At 55.7% G+C, this 22,526-nt stretch carries 16 protein-coding genes and 1 pseudogene; 10 read left to right on the forward strand and 7 right to left on the reverse strand.

Annotated elements, in window-relative coordinates; genetic code table 11:
• Positions 1-3: 3 nt before the first annotated feature.
• Positions 4-981 (forward strand): 2Fe-2S iron-sulfur cluster-binding protein, encoded by a 978-nt coding sequence (locus CDH47_RS07390; protein WP_239985653.1) that lies wholly within the window; start codon positions 4-6, stop codon positions 979-981.
• A 54-nt stretch (positions 982-1,035) separates the two neighbouring features.
• On the opposite strand, the gene CDH47_RS07395 is transcribed toward CDH47_RS07390, so the two are convergent.
• The 6 genes from CDH47_RS07395 to CDH47_RS07420 form a co-directional block, all read right to left on the reverse strand.
• Positions 1,036-2,277 carry a heme biosynthesis HemY N-terminal domain-containing protein gene (locus tag CDH47_RS07395; protein ID WP_100639205.1) on the reverse strand — a complete coding sequence of 414 codons (1,242 nt, stop codon included), beginning with the start codon at positions 2,275-2,277 and terminating at the stop codon, positions 1,036-1,038.
• Positions 2,274-3,389: a uroporphyrinogen-III C-methyltransferase gene (locus CDH47_RS07400; RefSeq protein ID WP_100639206.1), complete on the reverse strand. Its 1,116-nt coding sequence runs from the start codon at positions 3,387-3,389 to the stop codon at positions 2,274-2,276. The genes CDH47_RS07395 and CDH47_RS07400 overlap by 4 nt, the downstream gene beginning before the upstream one ends.
• Before the next feature lie 2 nt (positions 3,390-3,391).
• Positions 3,392-4,204, reverse strand: coding sequence for a uroporphyrinogen-III synthase (locus CDH47_RS07405; protein WP_100639207.1), 813 nt, complete (start codon positions 4,202-4,204; stop codon positions 3,392-3,394).
• Positions 4,185-5,126: a hydroxymethylbilane synthase gene (gene hemC, locus CDH47_RS07410; protein WP_100639208.1), complete on the reverse strand. Its 942-nt coding sequence runs from the start codon at positions 5,124-5,126 to the stop codon at positions 4,185-4,187. Before hemC ends, CDH47_RS07405 begins: the two co-directional genes overlap by 20 nt.
• A gap of 116 nt (positions 5,127-5,242) precedes the next feature.
• The gene (locus CDH47_RS07415) at positions 5,243-6,001 is read right to left on the reverse strand and encodes a LytR/AlgR family response regulator transcription factor (protein ID WP_100639209.1); all 759 of its coding nucleotides are present in this window, start codon (positions 5,999-6,001) and stop codon (positions 5,243-5,245) included.
• Positions 5,998-6,966, reverse strand: a complete 969-nt coding sequence (locus CDH47_RS07420) for a histidine kinase (protein WP_100639347.1) — start codon at positions 6,964-6,966, stop codon at positions 5,998-6,000. The genes CDH47_RS07415 and CDH47_RS07420 overlap by 4 nt, the downstream gene beginning before the upstream one ends.
• Positions 6,967-7,139: 173 nt before the next feature.
• On the opposite strand from CDH47_RS07420, the gene argH reads away from it, so the two are divergent.
• The gene (gene argH / locus CDH47_RS07425) at positions 7,140-8,549 is read left to right on the forward strand and encodes an argininosuccinate lyase (protein WP_100639210.1); all 1,410 of its coding nucleotides are present in this window, start codon (positions 7,140-7,142) and stop codon (positions 8,547-8,549) included.
• 45 nt (positions 8,550-8,594) lie between these two features.
• Here the strand turns inward: argH and CDH47_RS07430 are convergent, their stop codons facing one another.
• Complete coding sequence (locus CDH47_RS07430) at positions 8,595-11,063, reverse strand: EAL domain-containing protein (protein ID WP_100639348.1); 2,469 nt, start codon at positions 11,061-11,063, stop codon at positions 8,595-8,597.
• A 117-nt stretch (positions 11,064-11,180) separates the two neighbouring features.
• Between CDH47_RS07430 and CDH47_RS07435 the strand changes: the two genes are divergently transcribed.
• The 8 genes and pseudogenes from CDH47_RS07435 (at position 11,181) to CDH47_RS07470 (ending at position 22,506) form a co-directional block, all read left to right on the forward strand.
• Positions 11,181-14,045, forward strand: a complete 2,865-nt coding sequence (locus CDH47_RS07435; protein WP_100639211.1) for a class I adenylate cyclase — start codon at positions 11,181-11,183, stop codon at positions 14,043-14,045.
• A gap of 70 nt (positions 14,046-14,115) precedes the next feature.
• A pseudogene (lptM, locus tag CDH47_RS17845) lies at positions 14,116-14,196 on the forward strand (LPS translocon maturation chaperone LptM); the annotation flags it as partial.
• A 139-nt stretch (positions 14,197-14,335) separates the two neighbouring features.
• The gene (gene lysA / locus CDH47_RS07445; RefSeq protein ID WP_100639213.1) at positions 14,336-15,586 is read left to right on the forward strand and encodes a diaminopimelate decarboxylase; all 1,251 of its coding nucleotides are present in this window, start codon (positions 14,336-14,338) and stop codon (positions 15,584-15,586) included.
• Between the two features lie 14 nt (positions 15,587-15,600).
• Entirely contained in the window at positions 15,601-16,518 is a 918-nt protein-coding gene (gene dapF / locus CDH47_RS07450; protein ID WP_100639349.1) for a diaminopimelate epimerase, read from the forward strand.
• A gap of 16 nt (positions 16,519-16,534) precedes the next feature.
• Positions 16,535-17,281: a DUF484 family protein gene (locus CDH47_RS07455; RefSeq protein ID WP_100639214.1), complete on the forward strand. Its 747-nt coding sequence runs from the start codon at positions 16,535-16,537 to the stop codon at positions 17,279-17,281.
• 52 nt (positions 17,282-17,333) lie between these two features.
• Positions 17,334-18,257 carry a tyrosine recombinase XerC gene (gene xerC, locus CDH47_RS07460; protein WP_100639350.1) on the forward strand — a complete coding sequence of 308 codons (924 nt, stop codon included), beginning with the start codon at positions 17,334-17,336 and terminating at the stop codon, positions 18,255-18,257.
• A complete protein-coding gene (locus tag CDH47_RS07465; RefSeq protein ID WP_100639215.1) occupies positions 18,257-19,696 on the forward strand; it encodes a diguanylate cyclase in 1,440 nt (479 codons plus the stop codon). Before xerC ends, CDH47_RS07465 begins: the two co-directional genes overlap by 1 nt.
• 26 nt (positions 19,697-19,722) lie before the next feature.
• Positions 19,723-22,506, forward strand: coding sequence for an ATP-binding protein (locus tag CDH47_RS07470; protein WP_100639216.1), 2,784 nt, complete (start codon positions 19,723-19,725; stop codon positions 22,504-22,506).
• Positions 22,507-22,526: the final 20 nt, after the last annotated feature.

The following is a 22,526-nucleotide window of genomic DNA, read 5'->3' on the forward strand; positions in this document are numbered from 1 at the left end:
ACTATGGAACCCTCTGGCATTCGCTACCTGGCGCCTGCTGATGTGGACTTGTTAAGCGCCGCTGACAGTGCCGGTATTGCCGTTCCTCATGCCTGCAAAAATGGTGTATGTGAACTATGTGAAGCTCGCCTGTTAAGCGGCTCCGCTGTGAATACCCGAAACCAACAGCTGATTCCGGTTGATGCGCGGCTGATGATGTGCAGAAGCACAGCGCTCGACCATCTTGAATTGGAGATGAGTGCCGTTATGGCAGCAGGAAAAAACCAGCCCCGAAAGTATCAGGCAAACGTAGTGGATGTGAGTTCCATCAGCCACGACGTGTATCGGGTTGAGCTTCAGTTGCCACGGCGGCGGGAACTGTCTTTTCATGCGGGCCAGTACTTGTCCATCAACCTGCCGGATGCCGAACCCTGCTATTTTTCCATCGCCAGCAGCCCATCCGAGCAGAATATCGAGTTGCATATTCAGGCTTCCCCCGAGTGGTTGTCGGCGCAAAAGGTGATTGATGCGCTCACTTCCGGTGAAACCGTCAGTCTGGAATTGCCCCACGGCAAAGCCTGCCTGGCCTGTGCCCCCGAGAAGCCATTGCTTCTGGTCGCAGCCGGTACCGGTTTTGCGCAGATGAAAAGCCTGGTGAGTTATTTGCGAAATGCTTCCTTTTCCCGGCCGGTAAAGCTTTTCTGGGGCGTGCGCCGCCATGAGGATATGTACCTCAGGTCCATGGCCCGTAAGTGGGAGCAGGAGTGGCAGGAATTCACCTTTCATCCAGTGGTGGGTGATGACGAAGACAGCGAGTGGAGCGGGCACCACGACCAGCTTGTGCGCGCTGTGCTGGCCTCTGGTATGGACTGGGGTAACGTGGAAGTTCACGCCAGTGGTTCACCAACCATGGTTTACACACTGATGGACGCTTTGGTGGACGCCGGGCTGCCAGTCGAAGCGTTCTTTTCCGATGTGCTGGAATACGCACCTCGCGGTTGAGGTGCATCACGTAGGTGACTGAAGCTCCGGGGCAGGGAGCTATACTATGGCTGGTCAGGCCCTGGGCATGGGCAATTCCGGCAGCCCGTTGTCGGTTGCCAGGCCCTGCATCATCAGTTTGACGCTCAGTTCTTCGTCGCCCATGTGGGCACTCAGGCGGCTCAGTTCTGCCAGTGTGTCCCGGCTGCGGCGTAACCTCAGGCTGGTTTCGAAATACTCCCGGGCTTTACCCCAAAGTTGATTTCTCAAGCTGAGCCGACCCAATGCCAGAAGCAACTCCGCATTGCTGGGGCGATCCTTTAGCCACTGCTCTGCGGTAAGAAGCTGTTCGTCGGGTTTGCGCCCTTCTATCCGGCCATAAAGATTAACCAGGTCATCACTCCAATGGTTGTGCAGAACCTTGCGCAGCAGGGTTTCGGTTTGAGCTTCATCGCCTAGATCGGCCAACAGGCGAGCATAATCACTGATGGTTTTCTCGTCTCTGCGCAGAAAACCTGGCAATTCATCCCACAGCCGGGTGAGTGGCTCCAGGGATGCGTTCGGGTCATCTTGTTGCTGCCGCCGGCAGTCTTCGGCAGCCTTTTCCAACAGGTTGTGCCATACCAGACGCTCAAGTTCTCCAAGCTCCGCTTCCGGCAGTACACTGCGCTTGCGCAGTTCGGGTAAAAGCCTTGAGAGTTCACGCCAATCTTCAAGGCGAAGGTAGGTGGTCTTCAGCAGTTTGAGAACGAAAGGATGGTGTGGAGATTGTTTGCGCAGGCGTACCAATGTTGCCAGCGCCTGCTCCAGGCGATTGCCGGCAAGCTGTAACTGGGCTTGGGTAATGCCGACGGCCATATCCGATCCTGGGGTGCTTTCAAAGGCTTTTCTTAGCAGTTCATCGACGGCTTCATGGTCACCGCACTCAAAGGCAGCCTGAGCTGCCGCCAGATAGTTGATAAGGGGCGTGTCAGCGTGGCCGGCGGCCGAGGTCAGCATCTTGCGCGCCCGCGGCCAGTTACCCTCTGCCAGAGCCAACAGGCCTACTGTGGTGCGCCGGCGGGCTCTTCGCTCCTTGCCTCGGGAAACCCAGTTGGCGACCAGCCCTGATCCTTGCCGCATACGGCGGAGCAGGTTAGCGGTGAGCACTATCAGTGCAACCACCGCGACGATGAGCGCAAGCCCAACCCAGAAGTTGGTTTCGAGTAAATAGTTGCCGAGGCTGATGCGAATGTAACCCAGGTCATATTGCAGCCCGAGTGAAAGCGCGGTGCCAATGAGCAGGGCAAACAGAATGATCAGAAGCAGGCGAATCATGAATCACTACTCCCGCTTGCTTCGTTGCTTCCGCTGCCCTGATTAAGCCGACCTGCAAGCCGCTCTTTGAGCAGACCCAGGGATTTACTGATGTCGGGGAGATCCGGTGCTACGTTATGCGCTTGCAGCTCAGCAAGGGTCTTGTTCAGGGCACTTACCCGAGGGTTGCTGCCATCGTACCAGTCGTCCACCGCCGCTTGCGCTTTGGCAAGAGCGCGTTCGTACAGTGGCTGGTTACCCCTCAGCACAGCCATCTCGGCTTCTTCAAGCATCAATTGCAGATTCAATCGTGCGTAAGCGCTTTGATCCGGCGACAGCAGCGGCTTGACTGATTCATCCAGGCGCCGAACCACAACCACTTGCATTAATGTAGATTTGAACTTTTTCCAGGTTTTGGCCAGTAAGCTGGGCTCGCCGCCCTCCTCTGGGCCTTCCTCATTCGGTGTGGAGCCTATAAACCCCGGGGCCTGTTCGCTGATAAGTGCCTGATCGGTTAGCTGGTGCACACTGTCAATGACGGCTTCAAGGGTGAGATAAAGCCCTGTTCTGTCGACACCGGTAATGCCTTTAAGTGCCAGAATTTCGCGAGCCAGTTGTTGACGCACTGGGTAAACACCAATGTCGTCCGACTCGGTAAGCACTTCATCAGTTGCTTCAAGCGCAGACAGGGCGCCGCGAATGTCTTTTTCAATCAGTAAGCGTTGGTTGGCAATGCGCAGCAGGTACTCGGCTTCTGCAAGTAGCCAGTCAGTGCGGGTGCGGTTTCCGGCTTCCAGTAATTCCCGGGCAGTGTGATCAATCTGTCGCTGTTGGGTCGCGATCAATTCACGTTGGGCTGAAAGCTTGTCTTCCAGTGCCTGCAAGCGCTGGCTTTGCTGGCTGCCCCTGTCGCCATAAAGGCTCTCAAGTTGCGCAGTATCCTGCTCCAGGCTGTTGAGAGTGCGTAGAGTGGCCTGGTTATCGTTCCACTGCTGCCAGTTCCATAGCGCCAGTACAATGACACAGATGAGTGCGATAATGGAGATGATCCAGACTGGCCAGATCCTCTGGCGGGCAGGCTGTTCTTTGGCAATCGGTGCGGGTAGTTTTTTTGTTGTCTCTGTCACGGGCATCCTTACTTGGCTGTTCCGGAGCCACCGTCTCGGCCGGCCAGTTGCTCTGCGACGGCGGCCACGATGTCATTATCGGCAAGGCTTCCTGGTATAAACGGAGCCTTGAATCCCGCTATGTGAGCCTGATCGGCGATCCGCCTTGCGGGCACAATTACGGGGCTGTCGTATAGATTATGGCTGCAATTGGCACATAGTGCGATTAGATTGTTAAGGGTTTCGCCAGAGAGTGCAATAACCGCGTCTGGTTCAAAATCCACGAGCGCAGCATTGATCTGGGCCGGAGTGTAGTCCGGGCAGAATCTGCGATACAGCGGCATCACAGTTACTCGGGCACCGCGCCCTTCCAGTGTTCGGCGGGTCAACTCCCGCCCCTCTTCACCCCGGGCAACCAGTACGCGTTCACCATCGATATTCGCCAATGAGGGTAGCTTCAGCAGGGCTTCGCTGGTCCAACCCTCGTCAGGTTTGTTCGGAGTTACCCCGTATTCTGCAAGAGCTTTGGCGGTCCCGGCGCCTACGCCATACCAATTCAAACCAACCGGCAATTGCGGCCACCATGAGTCGAGCTGATCCAGCAGCAGGCGCGCCGCATAGGGGCTGACGGCTATGATGTGGCGATATTCGTCGAGGTTCTGGAGAATTGTACGGCGTTCCGCAGTCTCTGGAAGAGGTTCTCTTTCTACCAGAGGGAACACGTAGGTTTCGGCACCGGCAGCCTGAAACTGCCGGGCCAGTCGGGAAGCTTCCGGTGCCGGCCGGCATATGAGAACGCGCCGGCCGGTCAGGTTACCTGACTCAGTTTGGAGTGTGGCCATAAACTTCAGCCAGAATCTTGTCTGCACCCTGCGCCAGAAGGTTTTCTGCCAGTTCACGGCCCAGGCGCTCGCCTTCAGCGCGAGGTGCGCGACCTTCTACGCGGAGGATTTTGCTTCCGTCTACGGCGCCAACCAGCGCACGTAGCCACAAGGTGTCGTCGTCTTCCAGCAGCGCGTAGGCTGCGATAGGCACCTGGCAACCACCCTCAAGGCGACGGTTAAGTGCTCTTTCGGCTTTTACCCGATCTGCCGTATCCGCGTGGTTCAAGGGCTCAAGCATCTTGCGCAACTCGTCATCATTGAGGCGGCACTCGATGCCAAGAGCGCCCTGGCCAACAGCTGGCAGGGATAGGGTATCTGGCATGGAGTAGCGAATACGGTCATCAAACCCAAGGCGCTTGAGGCCAGAGCTGGCAAGAATGATGGCGTCGTAGTCACCAGCGTCAAGTTTTGCCAGGCGAGTGTTTACGTTACCCCGAAGTACCCGAATCTCCAGATCTGGTCGGTAGGCACGCAGCTGGGATTCCCGGCGCAGGCTTGCCGTACCTACTATGGCGCCTTGTGGCAGAGCGTCTACATTGGCGTACTGGTTGCTGACAAAGGCATCTGTCGGGTCGTGCCGTTCACAGATGGCAACCAATCCCAAGCCTTCGGGAAACGCCATTGGCACATCTTTCATAGAGTGCACAGCAAGATCTGCCCGGCCATCAAGCATGGCTTCTTCGAGCTCTTTTACAAAGAGGCCTTTGCCGCCAATTTTTGCCAGGGGCACATCGAGGATTTTGTCGCCCTGGGTTTTGATCTTGATCAGCTCCACAGTAACGTTGTCGTGGAGCCGCTCTAACTCGGACTTGATAAATTCTGCCTGCCAGAGCGCCAGAGCACTACTGCGGGTTGCAACACGAAGAGTTCGTTTAGACATGATGCTCACTGCCGGTTCTGAAAATGTTCGTCAAGGTTACCCTGTGACGCCGTAAAAGTCCCGTGGGAGGCTGCCTCACACCCTGCTGTGTGGTGCAACAAAAAAACAAGTGTGGGCTAGCCTGGCTGCTGCCCGTTTAGCCACTCGCGCACGATGGTTGTATGGCGTCGACTGACCTGAAGCTCGCCCAGATCATCTTTGAGCAATAGCATGTTATGTCCATCGGGTGTGCGGTTTAATGCTTGAATAAATCGCACGCCAACCAGTGTATTTCGGTGAATCCGGAGCAACTGGTTCGGATAGGCACTTTCCAGTTCTTTTAGCGTGTAGTCAGAAACTGTTTCGCCACGGGTGTGGTGAATGGTCACGTATTTCTGGTCCGCCTGACAATAGCGGATCCCGGCTATATCAATTAACTCGGTTCCTCGGTGAGTTCGAACCGAGAGATGCTCATCTGCTGCTGCATCTTGTTTAGCAAGGCCGTCAGAAAGCGTTCGCAGCTGTACCCGGTTAACCCGCCCGGCACGCTCCAGTGCTTCTGCCAGCGCAGCCTTGCGCACGGGCTTGAGCAGGTAGGCTGCTGCCTGAACCCCAAATGCCTGGATCGCGTAATTATCATAGGCTGTGCAGAAGATGATAGCCGGGGGGTTGCTGAGCTGGCTCAGTTGGGCGGCCGCCTCCATGCCGTCGAGACCAGGCATGCGTATATCCAGCAGCAGAATGTCCGGGTTCAGTTCGGCGACTTTTGCGAGAGTGGACTGGCCGTCATCGGCCTCACCACAGACCTGGTACTCCGGCAGGTCCTCGACCAGGCGGCGGAGGCGTTGCCGAGCCAGTGGTTCATCGTCAGCAATTAGAATCTTTTGCATATTCATGAGTATTGAGTCGTTTTTGGCAGCCTTAAGGTTACGGTATAAACGTCTCCTTGATGGCTGTGTTTAAGTACCGCCGCCTCCCCGAATAGCGCTTGCAGCCTTGCCTGAGTATTACTCAACGCCATGCGATTACCGCTGTGCTGGCTGTTTTTGCTATCTGGTTTGGGGTTTTGAACCAACAAATACACATAATCGCCCCGCGCTTCGGCCTCTACACGCACCATGCCGCCCTCAGGGCGAGGCTGAATGCCGTGATAAACCGCATTTTCAACCAGGGGTTGAAGGGTCAGAGGTGGAATTGCCTGACGATCCAGCCCTTCGGCAATGTGCCACTCCAGTTTAAGGCGCGAGCCCAGGCGCAGGGATTCAATAGCCAGGTAGCGTTTGCAGAGATCCAGTTCTTTGGCCAGCGGGATCAGTTGGTCGCCTGTGCGTAAACTGGCGCGAAAGAGTTCCGATAAATCCAGAACTGCTTCTTCCGCTTGTTCGGGGTCGGATGCAATCAAACTGGCAATGGTGTTCATGCTGTTAAAAAGGAAGTGCGGCTGTATGCGTGCCTGCAATGCAGCCAGATGCGCTTGCATTTCAGCCTCCCTCTGCTGTTGTCCTTGATGCTGAAGGAAGAAGTAGCGCAAAACCATGAGGGTGATCAGCAGTGCCAGTAGCATTTTTTTCGCAATAGCCTGCCAATCTATAATGCCAGGCTGGGGGTGCAGAACACTGTCGGCAAACAGACTGAAAGCGAGTACGTCCAGTAATACTATGGTGGCAATGGCAAGGGTGGCTCGGGGAACTGACATGCGAGCCAGGCGGGTTCTGAGAAGGCAAATCAGCGCGGCGCTGGTGAGAGTGGTCCACTGAACAAACAGAGACAAAAGCGCGAAGTAATTCCAGTCAATCCAGCCGTCGCTGGCCTGAACAATGGCCAGTACCAGTACCAGTAACTCGCTGGTGACCAGCAGCATGAATACAGAGCGCACCCTGCAGAGATCCGGCACGAAAAAATTCTGTATCAAGACGGCTTTATCCCTGCTCAGGGGAGTCACTTTTCTACGGGTCAGAATGTTATACTCCCACCATATTCAATGTATCCAGTTCCCGCGAGATAATGCCGGGCTGCCAGCAGGAAATATAGACTATGACGGATCAGAAAAAATCTGACCAAGCCAATACCTCCGAAAAACCCTGGGGCGGACGCTTCAGCGAGCCCACTGATGCGTTTGTAGAGCGTTTTACTGCCTCTGTCGGGTTTGATCAGCGTTTGTATCATCACGATATTACAGGCTCTATTGCCCACGCGACCATGCTTGCTGCTGTGGGCGTGCTCACTGAAGAAGAGCGCGATAGCATTATTGATGGTCTGAAAGGCGTTAAAGAAGACATCGAAGCAGGGCGTTTCGAATGGTCCGTCAGCCTCGAAGATGTTCACATGAACATCGAGGCTCAGCTAACCAAGCGTATTGGTATTACCGGCAAAAAGCTTCACACAGGGCGTAGCCGTAATGATCAGGTGGCAACGGACATCCGTTTGTACCTGCGCGACGAAATTGATGTGATTGCGGAAGAACTGCGTCGCCTGCAAGCTGGCCTGCTGGATCTGGCCGAGCGCGAAGCTGACACCATCATGCCCGGTTTTACCCATCTTCAAACGGCGCAACCAGTCACCTTTGGACATCACCTTCTGGCTTGGTATGAAATGCTGGCGCGCGATGGTGAGCGTTTGCAGGACTGCCGTAAGCGGGTGAACATCATGCCTTTGGGCGCTGCTGCCTTGGCGGGCACCACTTATCCCATAGATAGAGAGATGACTGCCAAGCTGCTGGGCTTCGAGCGCCCAACTGAAAACTCCCTGGACTCCGTGAGCGACCGCGATTTTGCTATTGAGTTCTGCAGCTTTGCGGCTCTGTTGATGACCCACATGTCCCGCTTTAGTGAAGAGTTGGTGCTCTGGGCTTCTGCGCAGTTTGATTTCATTGATCTGCCGGATCGCTTCTGTACCGGTTCCTCAATAATGCCCCAGAAGAAGAACCCGGATGTACCGGAGCTTGTGCGTGGTAAAACCGGCCGTGTGAATGGCCACCTGATCAGCCTGCTTACCCTGATGAAGAGCCAGCCACTGGCTTACAACAAAGATAACCAGGAAGACAAAGAGCCTTTGTTCGATACCGTGGATACGGTTAAGGGTTGCCTCAAGGCCTACGCCGATATGGTTCCCGCTATTCGTGCCAAGGCCGAGAATATGCGCGTGGCAGCCAAGCGTGGCTTCTCTACAGCAACAGATTTGGCGGATTATCTGGTTAAAAAAGGTATGCCCTTCCGGGATGCCCACGAAGTTGTCGGCAAAGCCGTGGCCTTTGGTGTTGCTGAAGAGCGGGATCTCTCAGATATGACTCTGGAAGAGTTGCAGAGCTTCTCTGACACCATTGGTGAAGATGTGTTTGATGTGTTGACCCTGGAAGGCTCGGTTCAGGCCCGTGACCACCTTGGTGGCACGGCGCCGGCTCAAGTGCGAGCGGCGGTTGCACGAGCACGCAAGCTGCTGGGTTGATCCGTTAAGGTTGCGCCCCTGTGCTTTTAAGCGAAGGGGCGCAGCTTAACCACCAATCCGCCCGGTGGGCAGATCGACAGCCGCCGGAGCCAGCTTTTCCAGAGGTGCAGGCGGGCCTAGCCTGAACCCCTGACCAAAGTGAATGCCCAAAGTTCTGACCTTCCGGAGAATGTCATCATTCTCGATAAAGGTGGCCACTGTAATTTTCCCTGCCTTTTCCGCTATCCTCAGCAATGCTTCAACCATGATCTGTTGAACCGGATCATCTCCCAGCTTGAGCATCAGGCTGCGGTCCAGTTTGATCACATCCACTGGCAGCTTTGCCGCTAGCCGGTAGCTCTCCACAGAGGCGCCTGCACCATCCAGTGCGACGCGGCAGCCGATCTGGTGGAGTGCCTCGCATAAAACAGCTACTTCATCCGGATACTGGGTTGCATGAGCTTCGCGAATCTCAAGATAGAAGCACTCCGCTGCGTAATTCGAGACCCTGATGACAGATTCCAGGAAGTCGGGGAAGGTGTCGTCGAGCACGCTGGCCAGGGACAGATTGAAGCCGCAGTATTTTAGCCTTGGCTCCAGTAGCAGTTGGTTGCCAAGCCATGAGAGGGTTTGCATGATTACTTGTCTGTCCAACCGTTTGGCCAGATCAAACCGCTCTACTACCGGCAGAAACTGATCCGGGAGTAGTTCTTGTTCGTGCACGCCACACCCCGGGATTCTGGCGAGGATTTCAATGTGATCGCCCCAGGTAACACTGGCTACGGGGCGCAGTGGCTGAAACTCCAGGATGAGTGCCTGTTTATCCAGGGCTTTGCGTATCTGGTCCAGGTGCTCATTATTGTCGCTGAGATCTGATTCGGGGCGAGAGGCATGGGCGGCATGAACTCGGTTGCGTCCGGATGTTTTGGCGCCGTGGCAAAGATCTGCGGCCTGGGTCAGCAGGTCTTCAGAGTTTGGGGGCGTGGCTTTGCCCATGATCAGCAAGCCACCACTGGCAGTGGTTTGCAGCTGGTGGCCCTGCCACTCGAAAACGAAATTCTGGATGAGCTTCAGTATGCTGTCTGCGAGCTTGCGTGCGGTTGCCTCTGTGCAGTTTTCAATGAGCAAGGCAAAGGTATCGCCGGAAAGTCGCGATACCGTATCCTGTGTCCTGCTGCGCACGTCGAGAATGCTGGCCAGCTCTCTGAGATAGCGGTCGCAGGCGCCGGCCCCGGCAGTGCTGTTGAAGCGCTCGAAGTCATCCAGATTCAGATATAGAAGGCTGCTGCCGATTGATTCGCCGTCTGAATGTTCCATGCGTCGCTGAAGGCGAGCAATAAACTCCCTTCGGTTTATCAGCCCGGTAACCGGGTCGTGCCTGTATCGGTACTCGCTGTCACCGGTGCTGCTGGCGCGGTGGCTTATGTCGGTGGCCACAACAACTGCGCCAGTGGTCAGGCCCTGGACGGCATTCTGCTTGCCAGGTTGGTCGCTTGTCAGTCGCTGGTAATGGAACTCATAGACAGGCCACTCGCCGCTTTGTTGGGTGATGGGCATGTCTACAACAAAGCTGTCCTGTTCGAAGGCTCGCTGCCAGAGCTGTTCCGCCAAGTGTCGCTCATTCGGATGCTTTTCGAGGAGCTGGCTCAGGTTGTCGCCTACCTTGGGTGATGCACCATAGATGCTGGTGAATAATCTGGCATAGGGTGCGTTAAAGTGCAGGAGGTTCAGGTCTCTGTCCACAGCAGCTACCAGCCCGGGGCATGCCGCCGAGGTAGCATTGAGAATGTCTTTAACCCTTTCAAGGGCACAATCACGCTGCATTTCGCCAGAGCGATCCACCAGGGTCCCGCCGAGTTTTTGCACCCTGCCGCCGGTTTTAAGGGGGCGGCCATTCAGGATTGCGCGAATGCTTTTTTCTTTTGCGGTAACCAGATCAAGCTCTATCGAAAAGGGCTCGCCTGTGCGTGCACATCTGCGAAAAAGAGCCCGAATACGATCCGGGTTATTCTGGCAATAAAATAGTGCTTGCTCGGGAGTGATGTTTGCGCCGGGCTTTAGTTCAAGTAGCCTGTATATGCCCTCTGACCAGGTAATCTGGTTGCTCGAGACCTCCAGCTCCCATATTCCGAAGCCCACGGTGCTTTCAGCACAGCGCAGTAGGCGTGGATCTATAGCGGAGCTTTCCTGCTGAGTAATGCGGGCGCTCGCGGCTTCGTCTGCATCCCGCATACTGATACGTAACGAAAGGCTCGCGGTGTAGAAATAACCTTCTTTGTGGCGGAGTGTGACAAGTACAGTCTGGCCGCTTTCAATGCGATGTCGGTTGGCAGGAGCAAAAGGGTCGTCTTCTCTGGAGGCCAAAACCCGGTGTACCATGGTGCCTTCCAGTTCGATGGCATCATAGCCAAGTACAGCTTCCGCGTGATTGTCGGCAAATAGTACCTTGCCTTCGTTATCAATACGCACCAAAGTTTGGCGACCGGTGCCGCTGGAAGTGTCAGCACGATAGTGTTGTATCACAAACTCTTTCACTGAGCAGGGCCTCGGGTTTTCTTGAGCGTGTTCTGCTTTTATTATCTGATTCTTATGCCACGATGAGTTCATCATACTGATAATTAAACTGGAAAGAACCTCTCTCCCGGAGCTGCCTTGACTGCTCACTCTTCGCCGATAGCCCTGGATTTTGATGAGGGCATTGATCGCAAAACCCTGCGCTGTCTGCGGGATAGATTTCTTATGCTTAATCGTGAGCGCTGGAAGAGAGCTCACTCATCGTTGACCTATCGGCAGCAAGTGGTTTTGGAAATACTGCCGCTGGTGTTTCACATCAACCATCCTGCGCTGCCTGGCTATCTGGATGCAGACTGCCCCTATGGTTTAAGTCACTACCAGCCGGATGCAGCAACCAAAAGCGCAGCGCGGCGCTTGGCTCGTACCTTTAGCTTGCGGGATGAGGGCAAGCGCCGGGCAGACTTGGAAGCCCTGTTTCTGATGGGTAGCCCCGGCACCCTGGGGCACTCTGTCGCAAGTGATCTGGATGTATGGTTATGCCACAGGGACGATCTTCAGGAGTCTGGGGTGCGGCGTCTTGAGCGCAAGGCTGAAAAGCTCACAGAGTGGGCCTTGTCCTTTGGCATTGAGTTGAATGTGTTTGTGTTTTCCGCAGCCGACTGGCGCAAAGGCAGGCAGCGGGTGGAGGTAAGCGGGGAAAATTGCGGAAGCGCCCAGCATTATCTGCTGCTGGATGAGTTCTACCGCACAGCCATACATTTAGGGGGCTGCTACCCCTTGTGGTGGCTTGTTCCCCCGGAGCAGGAGGGAAATTACCGGAAGTGCGTGAGCAGGCTTGTGGATTACCGTTTTATCAATGGCGATGCATACATAGATTTTGGCGCCGTGCCCTCTATCCCGACCAGCGAGTTTCTCGGTGCGGGTGTATGGCAACTCTACAAGGGTATTGATGTGCCATGGAAGGCGATCCTGAAGCTGCTGCTTATTGAGTGCTACGCCCAGACCCAAGCGCTTCCGGTTCTGTCCCTTGTTTTCAAGCAGGCGGTGTTTGATGGCGTTGCAGATGTGGATGTTCTGGACCCATACGTGATGCTTTACCGGCGGCTGGAGCAGTGGCTGATGAGTGAAGGCGCCAGCACCAGGCTGGATTTGGTGCGTCGCAGCTTGTACATCAAAGCCGGGCTGCCGCTGACCCGTGCCGGAGTGACAGGTGAGCAGGGAGCCGAGCCCTGGCGCGCCCGAATGCTGAGGGAGATGATTGATGACTGGGGTTGGCAGAAAAAACAGATCGAGGCACTGGATAATCGTCACCGCTGGCAGGCGGAGGAGGTATCCGCCCTGCGTCGTGTGGTGGTCTCTGAGCTGACTCACAGCTATCGGCTGCTGTCGAAAATGGCACGCGATCATGGTGGGCAGGCTGCCATCAGTGCAAACGATATTAACCTGCTGGGTCGTAAACTTTACGCAGCATTCCAGCGCAAGGCCGGGAAAATAGAGCAGATCAACCCGGGGCTGGTGCCGTCGTTGGTGGAGGAAAACCTGGCTTTTCATCACCAGTCGGAACAGGAAGGCACAGGAACAGGTTGGCTGTTATACCGGGATCTGGAAGATCCTTCAGATGCCTTCTGGCAGCCCGTTATTCGGCGCTCCGGAAATCTCGCAGAGTTGGTAGTCTGGAGTTATTTTAACGGTTTACTGACCCGCTCTACCCGGCTCAATGTTCGGGCAGGGCAGGGCATTGCCTCCGTCAGTGAGTTGCGGGAAATGCTCGGCGCGCTTGCAGAGTTTTTACCACTTCCTGTTGCTCCGGCCGAGCGGGAAGCTCTGGCCCGCGGCATTCGCCCTCTGCGCAACCTCCTGCTGGTTAATGTGGGGGTTGATCCACAGTCTCACCTTTCAGAACGTGGCTTGCACAAGCTCAGTGCCCGGCATGATTCTTTGGGCTTCAGTGGCGGACGTGAGAACCTGGTTTTCACCATTGACCAGATCATGCTGAATAGTTGGCAAGAGGTCAGTCTCCAACACTATGCATCCGGGGATACCTTGATCCAGTGCCTGAAGAACGTGCTCGCCTCCGTTGCCCTGGCTCCCCGCCACATTCCCGGGATTGAAGTGCATAGCCATAACCGAGGGCATGGGAGCGCCATAGCCCGGAGAGTCCGGGAACTGTTTGCCGATGTATTGCGCCAGTTTTTTGCAGGAGGTGCGGGGCCGCATCCCTTGCGATATATAATTGAAATGGACCGCCGGTATTTTTTGTTGGAATTCAGCGGAACTGAGCCCGGGTTTACGGCTCTGGAAAGCCGGGCAGCCTTGATGGATTGTCTTGCCCAGCCCCGAGATGTATATCTGCCTGTTGTGTTTGATCGGCACGCACTGATGGACGAACCGGCTCTGCGCGCGGCCTGCCAGGCCAGTGAGCCTGATAGTATCCAGGTGTTTTATCTGCTTCGGGGTGAGCGGGTGCAGATTTGGGTGATTGATGAGCGTGGGTCTGTGTTTGGCTGGGATCAGCGGGCCAGTCGCCGTCCTCTTGCCCCGCTGCTGCGTTTTCTGGAAAACCTGCTGGAACGGCGCTCTCTGCGCAATAGCCAGGTGCCTGTAGCGTTGGCTGGAGTCCGCTGTTATGAGCTGGTTTCAAACAGCGGGGTTTTACGAACAGAATATCGGCCGCAAGCGGATAGCAACGCGACTTTGCCCGGGTTTGAAGTGCAAGCCGTGGGCGTTCAGGAAGGCGATAGCCGGGTACGTTTTGATCTTTACTGCGGTGATCAGGAGTTTACCGTGTTGCAGTACGGCGACCAGCTGATCCCGGCTGTTGCTCATTATATTCATTCACTGCGTCAAAGCAGTGAGCGCTACCCGGTTTATCTTACGGATGTGCACCTGCCCCACGACCTGGATCCAAGGGTGTATCAGCAAGATATACAAACCAGTCAGTACCTGTATTACCGGGCTTTTCTGGAGGATGCCCTGAACCGTGAGCTGGGGGCGTTTCTCTAACCCTCCGGCCTCGCCGTGCAGGGCGTGGGTCAGGTATACTTTGGCTATAATGAACTCAGGGGTGCCAGGTATGCGCGCAAGGATACTTCCTATAATGATGCTGATTGTGGCAGCGGCGCTTGCAGGCTGTGGTCAGAAAGGGCCGTTATACCGGGAGAACCCGGAAGTAATATCCGGGGTTGCCGAAAATGCAGCCGATGCGGGAGTGCAAAAACCGCTCTCATCCAGCCGCGATTCGGACGATCAATAATTCTGCGCATACCCGCACTGCTAAACGAAACAGGAATCAAATGGATTACTTTAACTACCGTGATGGTGAACTTTACGCCGAAGACGTACCCGTCTCCTCGATAGCTGAGCGCTTTGGCACACCGGCTTATGTGTATTCCCGAGCCACGTTGGAGCGCCATTACCGGGCCTATAACGAAGCGTTGAATGAGCGAGAGCTGCTCATTTGCTATGCGGTAAAAGCCAACAGCAACCTTGCCGTGCTGAATGTGCTGGCGCGAATGGGTGCCGGCTTTGATATTGTCTCTGCGGGCGAGTTGGAGCGAGTGCTGCGTGCAGGTGGTGATGCTGGCAAAGTGGTGTTTTCCGGTGTAGGAAAACAGGAATGGGAAATGCGCCGCGCCCTGGAGGCCGGTGTTCGCTGTTTTAACGTGGAATCTGACACTGAGCTTGATCGTCTTAATGCGGTAGCTGGCGAGCTGGGCGTTAAAGCGCCGATCTCCTTGCGAGTGAATCCGGATGTTGATGCGGGTACGCATCCCTACATCTCTACCGGTCTTAAAGAGAACAAGTTTGGTATTGATATAGCGGAAGCGTTGGCCGTTTACGCGCGGGCTGCCACATTACCCAACCTGGAGATCAAGGGCGTGGATTGCCATATCGGCTCTCAGCTTACGTCGGTTTCTCCATTTCTGGATGCATTGGATCGCGTGCTTGAGCTGATTGATGCGCTGGCCGATAACGATATCCATATTCGGCACCTCGATATGGGTGGTGGTCTGGGCGTAACCTACAACGATGAAGAGCCACCCAAGCCCGCTGAGTATGTAAAAGCGCTGGATGAGCGTATTGGTGAGCGCAAACTGGAGCTGATTCTGGAACCGGGTCGTTCCATCGCTGCCAATGCCGGTATTTTGATTACCCGGGTCGAGTTTCTCAAGTGCACCGAGCACCGTAACTTCGCGATCATTGACGCGGCCATGAACGATCTGATTCGCCCGGCTCTGTATAGCGCCTGGCAGGCCATTGTCCCCGTGCAGCCTCACCAGGATGCAGAAGAAAAAGTGTGGGATTTGGTTGGCCCGGTGTGTGAAACCGGGGATTTTCTTGGCAAAGACCGGTCTCTTCAACTCAAGGCCCGGGATTTGTTGGCCGTGCGCTCTGCCGGTGCCTATGGCTTTGTTATGAGTTCAAATTATAACACCCGCAACCGTCCACCGGAGTTGATGGTTGATGGCGAAGAAGTGCACGTAGTTCGCCATCGTGAAACCATCGAGGATCAACTGGCACCCGAAAGCTGCCTGCCGGAATGAGAGATGGGCAGGAGATGAACCAGCAGCGTCGGAACCAGGGCCCACTGCTACGATTCAGCAAAATGCATGGGCTGGGCAACGACTTTGTTGTGGTTGACGCTATCAGTCAGCCATTCAGGCTGCGCCCGGAAACGATTCGGGAGCTGGCAGACCGGAACTTCGGTATCGGGTTTGATCAGCTTCTGGTTGTGGAGCCGCCTGGGCTACCCGATGTGGACTTTCGTTACCGGATATTTAATGCCGACGGCACCGAAGTCGAACAGTGTGGCAATGGTGCCCGGTGTTTCGCAAAGTTTGTGCGCGACCAGCGCCTGACGAATAAAAAAACCTTGCGTGTCCAGACAGCCGGTGGAGTCATTGAGCTGCGAGCAGCTAAAGATGGCATGGTCACAGTCAATATGGGTGTGCCTGAGCTGAACCCATCGGCGATTCCCTTTGTTGCCGATCACCGCCAGGACGTTTATTCAGTGAAAGTGGGGGCGGAAACCGTAGAGCTCAGTGCTGTTTCCATGGGTAACCCCCACGGCGTTGTTGTTGTCGACGATGTGGATGCAGCGCCGGTCGGACATCTTGGGCCGTTACTGGAAAGCCACTCGCAATTTCCGGAACGGGCTAATATAGGTTTTTTGGAAATAATCAGTCGTAGCCACGTGCGCCTCAGGGTGTATGAGCGTGGCTCTGGTGAAACGCTGGCCTGCGGCAGCGGTGCTTGTGCGGCGGTAGTCGCAGGGCATTTGCGGGGGTTGCTGGACAACCGTGTGGAGGTCGATCTTTGTGGTGGCCGGCTGGCCATCGAATGGCAGGGTGAAGGGGCGCCTGTTATGATGGAAGGGCCCGCCACAAGCGTATTTGAGGGGCAGTTGCGACTGCCAGGTGATTCAGGTGGCAGCCGGCGTCGACGGCCCAGCCGCCCACACAAACAACGGAACTGAAAGCCAGGAGAGCGTGATGACAGATCAAACGGCCCAACAGAAGGCCGGTGAGCTCACCCGGGAAGCGGTGGCTGAGTACCTGAAAAACAACCCTGAATTTTTTGTTGATCAGGATGAGCTGCTGCGCAGCTTGACCTTGCCCCATAACAGCGGCCGGGCCATTTCACTGGTTGAGCGCCAGGTGCATCTGTTCCGCGAGCAGCGGGATACCCTGCGTAACGAGCTGGTTGAGCTCGTATCCATTGCCCGTCATAACGACCGCCTGTTTGAAAAGAGCAAGCGGTTACTGATGCAGGTGATCGAAGCCCGCAACCTTATTGATATGGCATCCACTATTGATGACAGTATTCGTGGCGACTTCGGGCTGGACGCAGCATCGGTAATCCTGTTTACCGACGCGGAAGTGCCTGGGAGCTCACAGGGTGCTTTGCACGTTGTGACTCCGGCCGAGGCTCAAGAGCGCCTTGGCAATCTTTTAGAAGGCAGTCGGGCGGTTTGTGGTCAGTTCCGCGAGAGCGAGCGGGAGTTTCTGTTTCCGGATCGGGATGAGCCAATTGCGTCCGTTGCCCTGGTGCCTTTGCGCCATGATGAGCTGGTGGGGGTTTTTGCAGTTGGCAGCTGTGAGGCTGGTTATTTTGACCAGAGCATGGGCTCGCTGTTTCTCAGCTATATCAGTGACACGCTGAGCCGGCTCTTGCCCCCGATGGTTCGTCGCCACACCACGGCCATACCGGTCGCCGACCTTGCGACAGAGTCTCGCTGAAGTGACCGCTGTGCCAGCGACAGCTCAGTTACCGGATGAGCTGGGCCGGCACATGACGAGTTTCGCGCAACACCTGACGTCGGAAAAGCGCTACTCCCCCCAAACCTGCAAGAATTACCAGCGGGACTTGCAGCGCCTTGCCGCATGGCTTGTGGGGCAGAGTTATGCTGAGTGGCGTGCTGTCAGTGGCCATGACCTGCGCCGTTATGTTGCAAACCTCGGTCGACAGGGGCTGAGCGGTCGCAGCATTGCTCGCCATCTGTCCGCCATAAGGCGTTTCTACCAGTACTTATTGCGGGAAGGGCTGGTCACGGACAACCCCGCACTGGATATACGAGCTCCGAAAAGCGGTCGCCGGCTGCCCGCTGTAGCCGATGTAGACCAGTTGAATTACCTCCTTGATGTCACTCCGGATGACCCGCTGGAAGTGCGCGACAGGTGCATGTTTGAGTTCATGTATTCATCAGGCTTGCGGTTGGCGGAACTGGCCAGCCTGGACGTTGATGCGGTTGACCGCAAAGGTGGCGAGGCGCGGGTAGTCGGGAAAGGCGGGAAAACGCGATTGCTCCCCGTGGGTCGAAAAGCTCTGGAAGCTCTGGCCCAGTGGTTACCCATTCGCGCAGGGTTGGCCCCAGAGACTGAGCCGGCACTGTTTGTAAGCCGTCGTGGCAACCGTATCAGTCACCGCAGTATTCAGGCGCGCCTGAGTCGCTGGGGCATTGCCAAAGGTGCGGATCAGAAGCTTCACCCCCACATGCTTCGGCATTCTTTTGCCAGCCACATGCTTGAGTCCAGCGGTGATCTGCGCGCAGTTCAGGAATTGCTCGGCCATGCGGACATAGCCACCACACAGGTCTATACTCATCTTGATTTCCAGCATTTGGCACGGGTTTATGACCAGAGCCACCCCAGAGCGCGCCGACGTAACTCGCGTGGCTATGACGACCAGAACTCCGGACAGGAAGGAAACGTTTGATGTCATCGGATCAAACCTGGAAAGAAAAGTACTTCCAGGAGCTTGAGTCTGCAGAGCAGCAGGAGGCGCATTGGAAAGCCGAACGTAATGCTCTGGAACGAATGCTGGTGCGAACCAGTCTCGCGTCAGCAGGCCAGGCACCAGAGCTGGACCACTTGCTTGAACAGGTTCGGGCGGATCTGCGTAAAAACAGAGTTGATGTGGAGCGCTGGCGGCAATTGCAGGAGCAGATAGATCGCCAAATTGCTTTGCTGGATGATGTGTCCACCCCAAACACCGGAAATAATCGGGAGCCGCTTTCGGCGGAGCTATCAGAAGCAAGGCCTGTCGCTGAAAATGCCGGTGACGAAGATCAGCCGGCATCCGGGGTCAAAAGTTCAGAAGACCAGAGCCAACGGCTCCGGATTGCCCGGCGAGTTGGTCATCTCCTTGGGCAATTGCTCACTCAGGTTTCTTTGGAATCAGATGCCGAAGCGCGGGCAAGAAACTTGCAGAGAGCGCTTCTGTCCAGTGATGACTGGGATGAGTTGCGAGAAGGGCTGAATCAGGTTGCAGACTTGATTGTCGCCGCTGTAACTCGCAGCCAAAGGGAGTTTGAAGCCTTCCTCAAACGTCTTGATGAGCGCCTGGTGGTGCTGCAGGAGCATTTCACTGTGCAGTCGTCGGCACAGTCTGGCCGCGAAGCCGCAGTTGAAAAGCTTGATCGCAACATCCGAGAGGAGATTGAGCAGGTTGACCAGTGCATCGAGGCAAGTGGTGATATCCATGAGCTGAAGCAGTCAGTCAGCGGCCACCTTGAGCTCATTGGTCAGGCGGTAAACCGCTTTCGGGTTGAGGAAGCCGAACGGGAACAATTACTGTCTGCGCAACTGATGACCATGCAGGAAAAAATGGCGGTCATGGAAACACACTCTGAACAGATGCGTGGGCAGATCCGAAAAGAGCGTGAGCGTGCCGTAACCGACTTGCTGACGCAGTTGCCCAATCGGGACGCCTGGCAGGAGCGCCTGTCCTTTGAGTACAATCGCTGGAAACGTTACCAGTACCCACTGACGGTTGGCATTCTGGATATCGATCTGTTCAAGCGTGTGAATGATTCCTACGGGCACAAGGCGGGCGACAGGGTGCTCCAGCTTGTGGCCAGAGAAGTTAAAAAGCGGCTGCGTAAAACGGATTTCGTTGCCCGTATTGGTGGTGAGGAGTTCGCCCTGCTGTTTCCGGAGACGCTCCCTGATGATGCTCGCGTTGTGCTGGACAAGCTTCGTGGGCATGTCAGCGCGCTGCCGTTTCATTTTGGTGGGCAGCCTGTGACGGTTACCTTCTCTGGTGGTTTGGTAGGCTTTGCTCGGGACGACACTGAAGAGTCGGTCTTTGAGCGTGCCGACCGTGCGCTGTATCTTGCCAAAGAGAGTGGCCGGAATTGCATCAAGGTCGGCTAGGGCAGCGCAACGTCTGAGGAAATTCCGTGAAGGTCACTCTTCTGTATTTATCTTGCTGGCTGCTGTTGGTTTTTCAATCCGTTGCACTGGCAGACCCTCCCCAGGCATCCCCCGCGCCGGTGCTGGGAGATCAGGACTGGGCTTGGATCAGCGAGCAGGAAAGCCTCAGGATTGGTGTGTACGCCGACCAGGTGCCTCTGGTTTTTAATACTGGCAGCGGTCATCTTGCCGGTACTTATATTGATTACCTCGCGCGACTTTCTGACAAGCTCGGCCTGCCTGTTGAGCCTGTAGTGATGGGGGCCAGCGCTGCCGCTGAGCTATCGCCTGATCAGCCAGAAATGGATGCGCTGCTGACTACCAGGATTCCGGGCACCCCCGTGCCTGAGGGCAAGCGCTTCACAGGCCCTCTGATGACACTCACCTACGGCCTGTTTATCGGTGCTGGTGATGCCTCAATTCGTTCACTGGCCGATCTTGAGGGTAGTCGCATAGCCGTGGTTGAGGGTGATCCTAATCAGTACGACATGCTGGATTCTGTTGAGAGTTTTACGCCGGTAGCGGTTCAGAGCTTGGGTGAAGCTGTCAGCCGAGTCTTGTCCGGGCAGGCCGATGCCTTTTTGGGGCCGGTCCCGGTCGTCTCGGACTATCTCCAGTCAGCCATGATCAATGGTATCGGCCTGTCGGTGCTCCTTGATCAGAGGTCGGTGGATGTTGTGTTTCAGGTGGAGGAGAACCGTGGGCTCGCTTATCGAGTTCTGGATCAAGCGGTAAAAGCGATAAGTCATAACGAGCACAGGGTTATCCGGCAGTCCTGGTTGCAGGTGGATCTTTCCGCGCTGGAACAGAGTGGTGTGGAACTCTCGGCTTCTGATATTGACTGGCTCAAGCGTTATCCTGAGCTCAAGGTTGCATACCGCTCTGACTGGCCACCCTTTGAATATGCCCAGGATGGACGCGCTACAGGCCTGGTGCCAGATCTCGTGGCGCGTCTGGAGAATCAGTTGGGTGTGCGTTTTGAGAAGAAACTTCTGGAAGACCGTGTGGTTGCGGAGCACGCATTGGTGGCTGGCGAAGTGGATATATTGCCCGGATTATCGCGTACGCCCCGCACTGAAGAATCATTTCTGTTTACCAGGGCGTACGTGAACGTGCCGATTGCTCTGGCCATCCGGGACGATGGACGTTTTATCGGAGACCTTCGCGAACTGCGCACCGAGCGTGTCGGTGTGGTTAACCGGCATGCGGCGCACGATTACCTGCTTATCAATCACCCAAACCTGGATCTTTACCCCACAGCAACGATAGAGGCGGGTTTGTTGGCGCTTTCGAATGGCGATCTTGACGTTATGGTGACCCACATTCCGGCGGTCAGCTATACCGTTGCCAGGCTCGGCCTTTCGAATCTCAGGATCACCAGTATCACGCCTTATCAGTACGATCTCCGGCTTGCGGTACGCAAAGACAGCCCGGAGCTTCACCGAATCCTGAACAAGGCTCTGGGCAGTCTGAAACCAGCCGATACGGAGGCCATCTATAACCGTTGGATCCACCTGGATATCGAGCAGGAAGCCGATTACACCGTGGTTCGCCGGGTTGTGTTGCTGGCCGTTGTGGTGGTGTTGATCTTCCTTTACTGGAACCGCAAGCTGTCGCGGGAGGTTGACGAGCGCATACGGTCTGAAAATGCCTTGCGCCGGAGTGAAGATGAACTGCGGGCTGCCAAGCTGGAAGCAGAGCGCCTGGCACGGAAGGCGGAGGCCGCGAGCCTTACGAAGAGTGAATTTCTGGCCAACATGTCCCATGAAATCCGAACACCCATGAATGCGGTGATTGGCTACAGCGACCTGCTCAGTAACAGTGTTACTGACCCTCAGCAGCGTAACTACCTGGATGCCATCCGGGCAGGTAGCCGAAGCTTGCTCATGCTGATTAACGACATCCTTGACCTGTCGCGAATCGAAGCCGGTAAAATGCGACTGGACTATTCGCCCGTATCTGTACGCCGGCTTCTTGATGATGTGCGCCACATATTTGATCTGCGCGCGCGGGAGCAGGGCATCACACTGGAAGTCAGTGTTGGCTCGGATATGCCAGTTGCCATGATACTCGATGAAACCCGGTTCCGGCAGGTGCTGTTTAACCTTGTGGGCAATGCAATCAAGTTTACCCACGAGGGCGGTGTTGAAGTGCGGGCCACCGTCGGGCCGCTTAAGGGCGAAGCTGCAGAAACATCGGAATATCAGAGTTATCGGCTCTCCATCAAGGTGAAAGACACAGGTATCGGAATTCCAGCCGATCAGCTCGGACGTATCTTTGACGCTTTTGAGCAGCAGGAGGGGCAGAACACCCGCCGCTACGGAGGAACCGGGCTTGGACTGGCGATCAGCCGTAAGCTGGCTCAAATGATGGGTGGTGAACTGGAGGTGAAAAGCGAGCCCGGCCAAGGCTCTGTTTTTACGCTCACCCTACCCAATGTTCAGGCGACCGGTGATCAGGCCGAGGATGACGGCGAAACGAAAGAGTCTGAACGGTTGTTGGCTCAAACACTGAGTATGCAGGAGCGAGGCTGGCTGAGAGAGCAGTTAACGGCAGATTTCGGTGACGAGTGGGAGGCCGTGAGGGAAAGTGGCGATCCTGAAGAAATGAAAGATTTTGCGCAGCGCGTATTGGATTGGGGGCAGCGCTATCGTTCTCGTTCTGTAACACGATACGGCGAGAAACTCATGGCAGATGTAGACGCATTCAATCTCGATGCCGTTAACAGCGCGCTTGATGCGTTCCCAAAACTGCTGGGGCGGGAGGAGTGAGCCGGACTACTCCGGGTGCC

This window comes from Marinobacter salexigens, from assembly GCF_002806945.1.
GTDB classification, from domain to species: domain Bacteria; phylum Pseudomonadota; class Gammaproteobacteria; order Pseudomonadales; family Oleiphilaceae; genus Marinobacter; species Marinobacter salexigens.

Excerpts from the sequence above, each read along its gene's own strand:
- CDH47_RS07390 (WP_239985653.1), top strand. The coding sequence starts at position 4 with ATGGAACCCTCTGGCATTCGCTACCTGGCGCCTGCTGATGTGGACTTG.
- CDH47_RS07395 (WP_100639205.1), bottom strand. The coding sequence starts at position 2,277 with ATGATTCGCCTGCTTCTGATCATTCTGTTTGCCCTGCTCATTGGCACC.
- CDH47_RS07400 (WP_100639206.1), bottom strand. The coding sequence starts at position 3,389 with ATGCCCGTGACAGAGACAACAAAAAAACTACCCGCACCGATTGCCAAA.
- CDH47_RS07405 (WP_100639207.1), bottom strand. The coding sequence starts at position 4,204 with ATGGCCACACTCCAAACTGAGTCAGGTAACCTGACCGGCCGGCGCGTT.
- hemC (WP_100639208.1), bottom strand. The coding sequence starts at position 5,126 with ATGTCTAAACGAACTCTTCGTGTTGCAACCCGCAGTAGTGCTCTGGCG.
- CDH47_RS07415 (WP_100639209.1), bottom strand. The coding sequence starts at position 6,001 with ATGAATATGCAAAAGATTCTAATTGCTGACGATGAACCACTGGCTCGG.
- CDH47_RS07420 (WP_100639347.1), bottom strand. The coding sequence starts at position 6,966 with ATGCTGCTGGTCACCAGCGAGTTACTGGTACTGGTACTGGCCATTGTT.
- argH (WP_100639210.1), top strand. The coding sequence starts at position 7,140 with ATGACGGATCAGAAAAAATCTGACCAAGCCAATACCTCCGAAAAACCC.
- lysA (WP_100639213.1), top strand. The coding sequence starts at position 14,336 with ATGGATTACTTTAACTACCGTGATGGTGAACTTTACGCCGAAGACGTA.
- dapF (WP_100639349.1), top strand. The coding sequence starts at position 15,601 with ATGAACCAGCAGCGTCGGAACCAGGGCCCACTGCTACGATTCAGCAAA.
- CDH47_RS07455 (WP_100639214.1), top strand. The coding sequence starts at position 16,535 with ATGACAGATCAAACGGCCCAACAGAAGGCCGGTGAGCTCACCCGGGAA.
- xerC (WP_100639350.1), top strand. The coding sequence starts at position 17,334 with ATGACGAGTTTCGCGCAACACCTGACGTCGGAAAAGCGCTACTCCCCC.
- CDH47_RS07465 (WP_100639215.1), top strand. The coding sequence starts at position 18,257 with ATGTCATCGGATCAAACCTGGAAAGAAAAGTACTTCCAGGAGCTTGAG.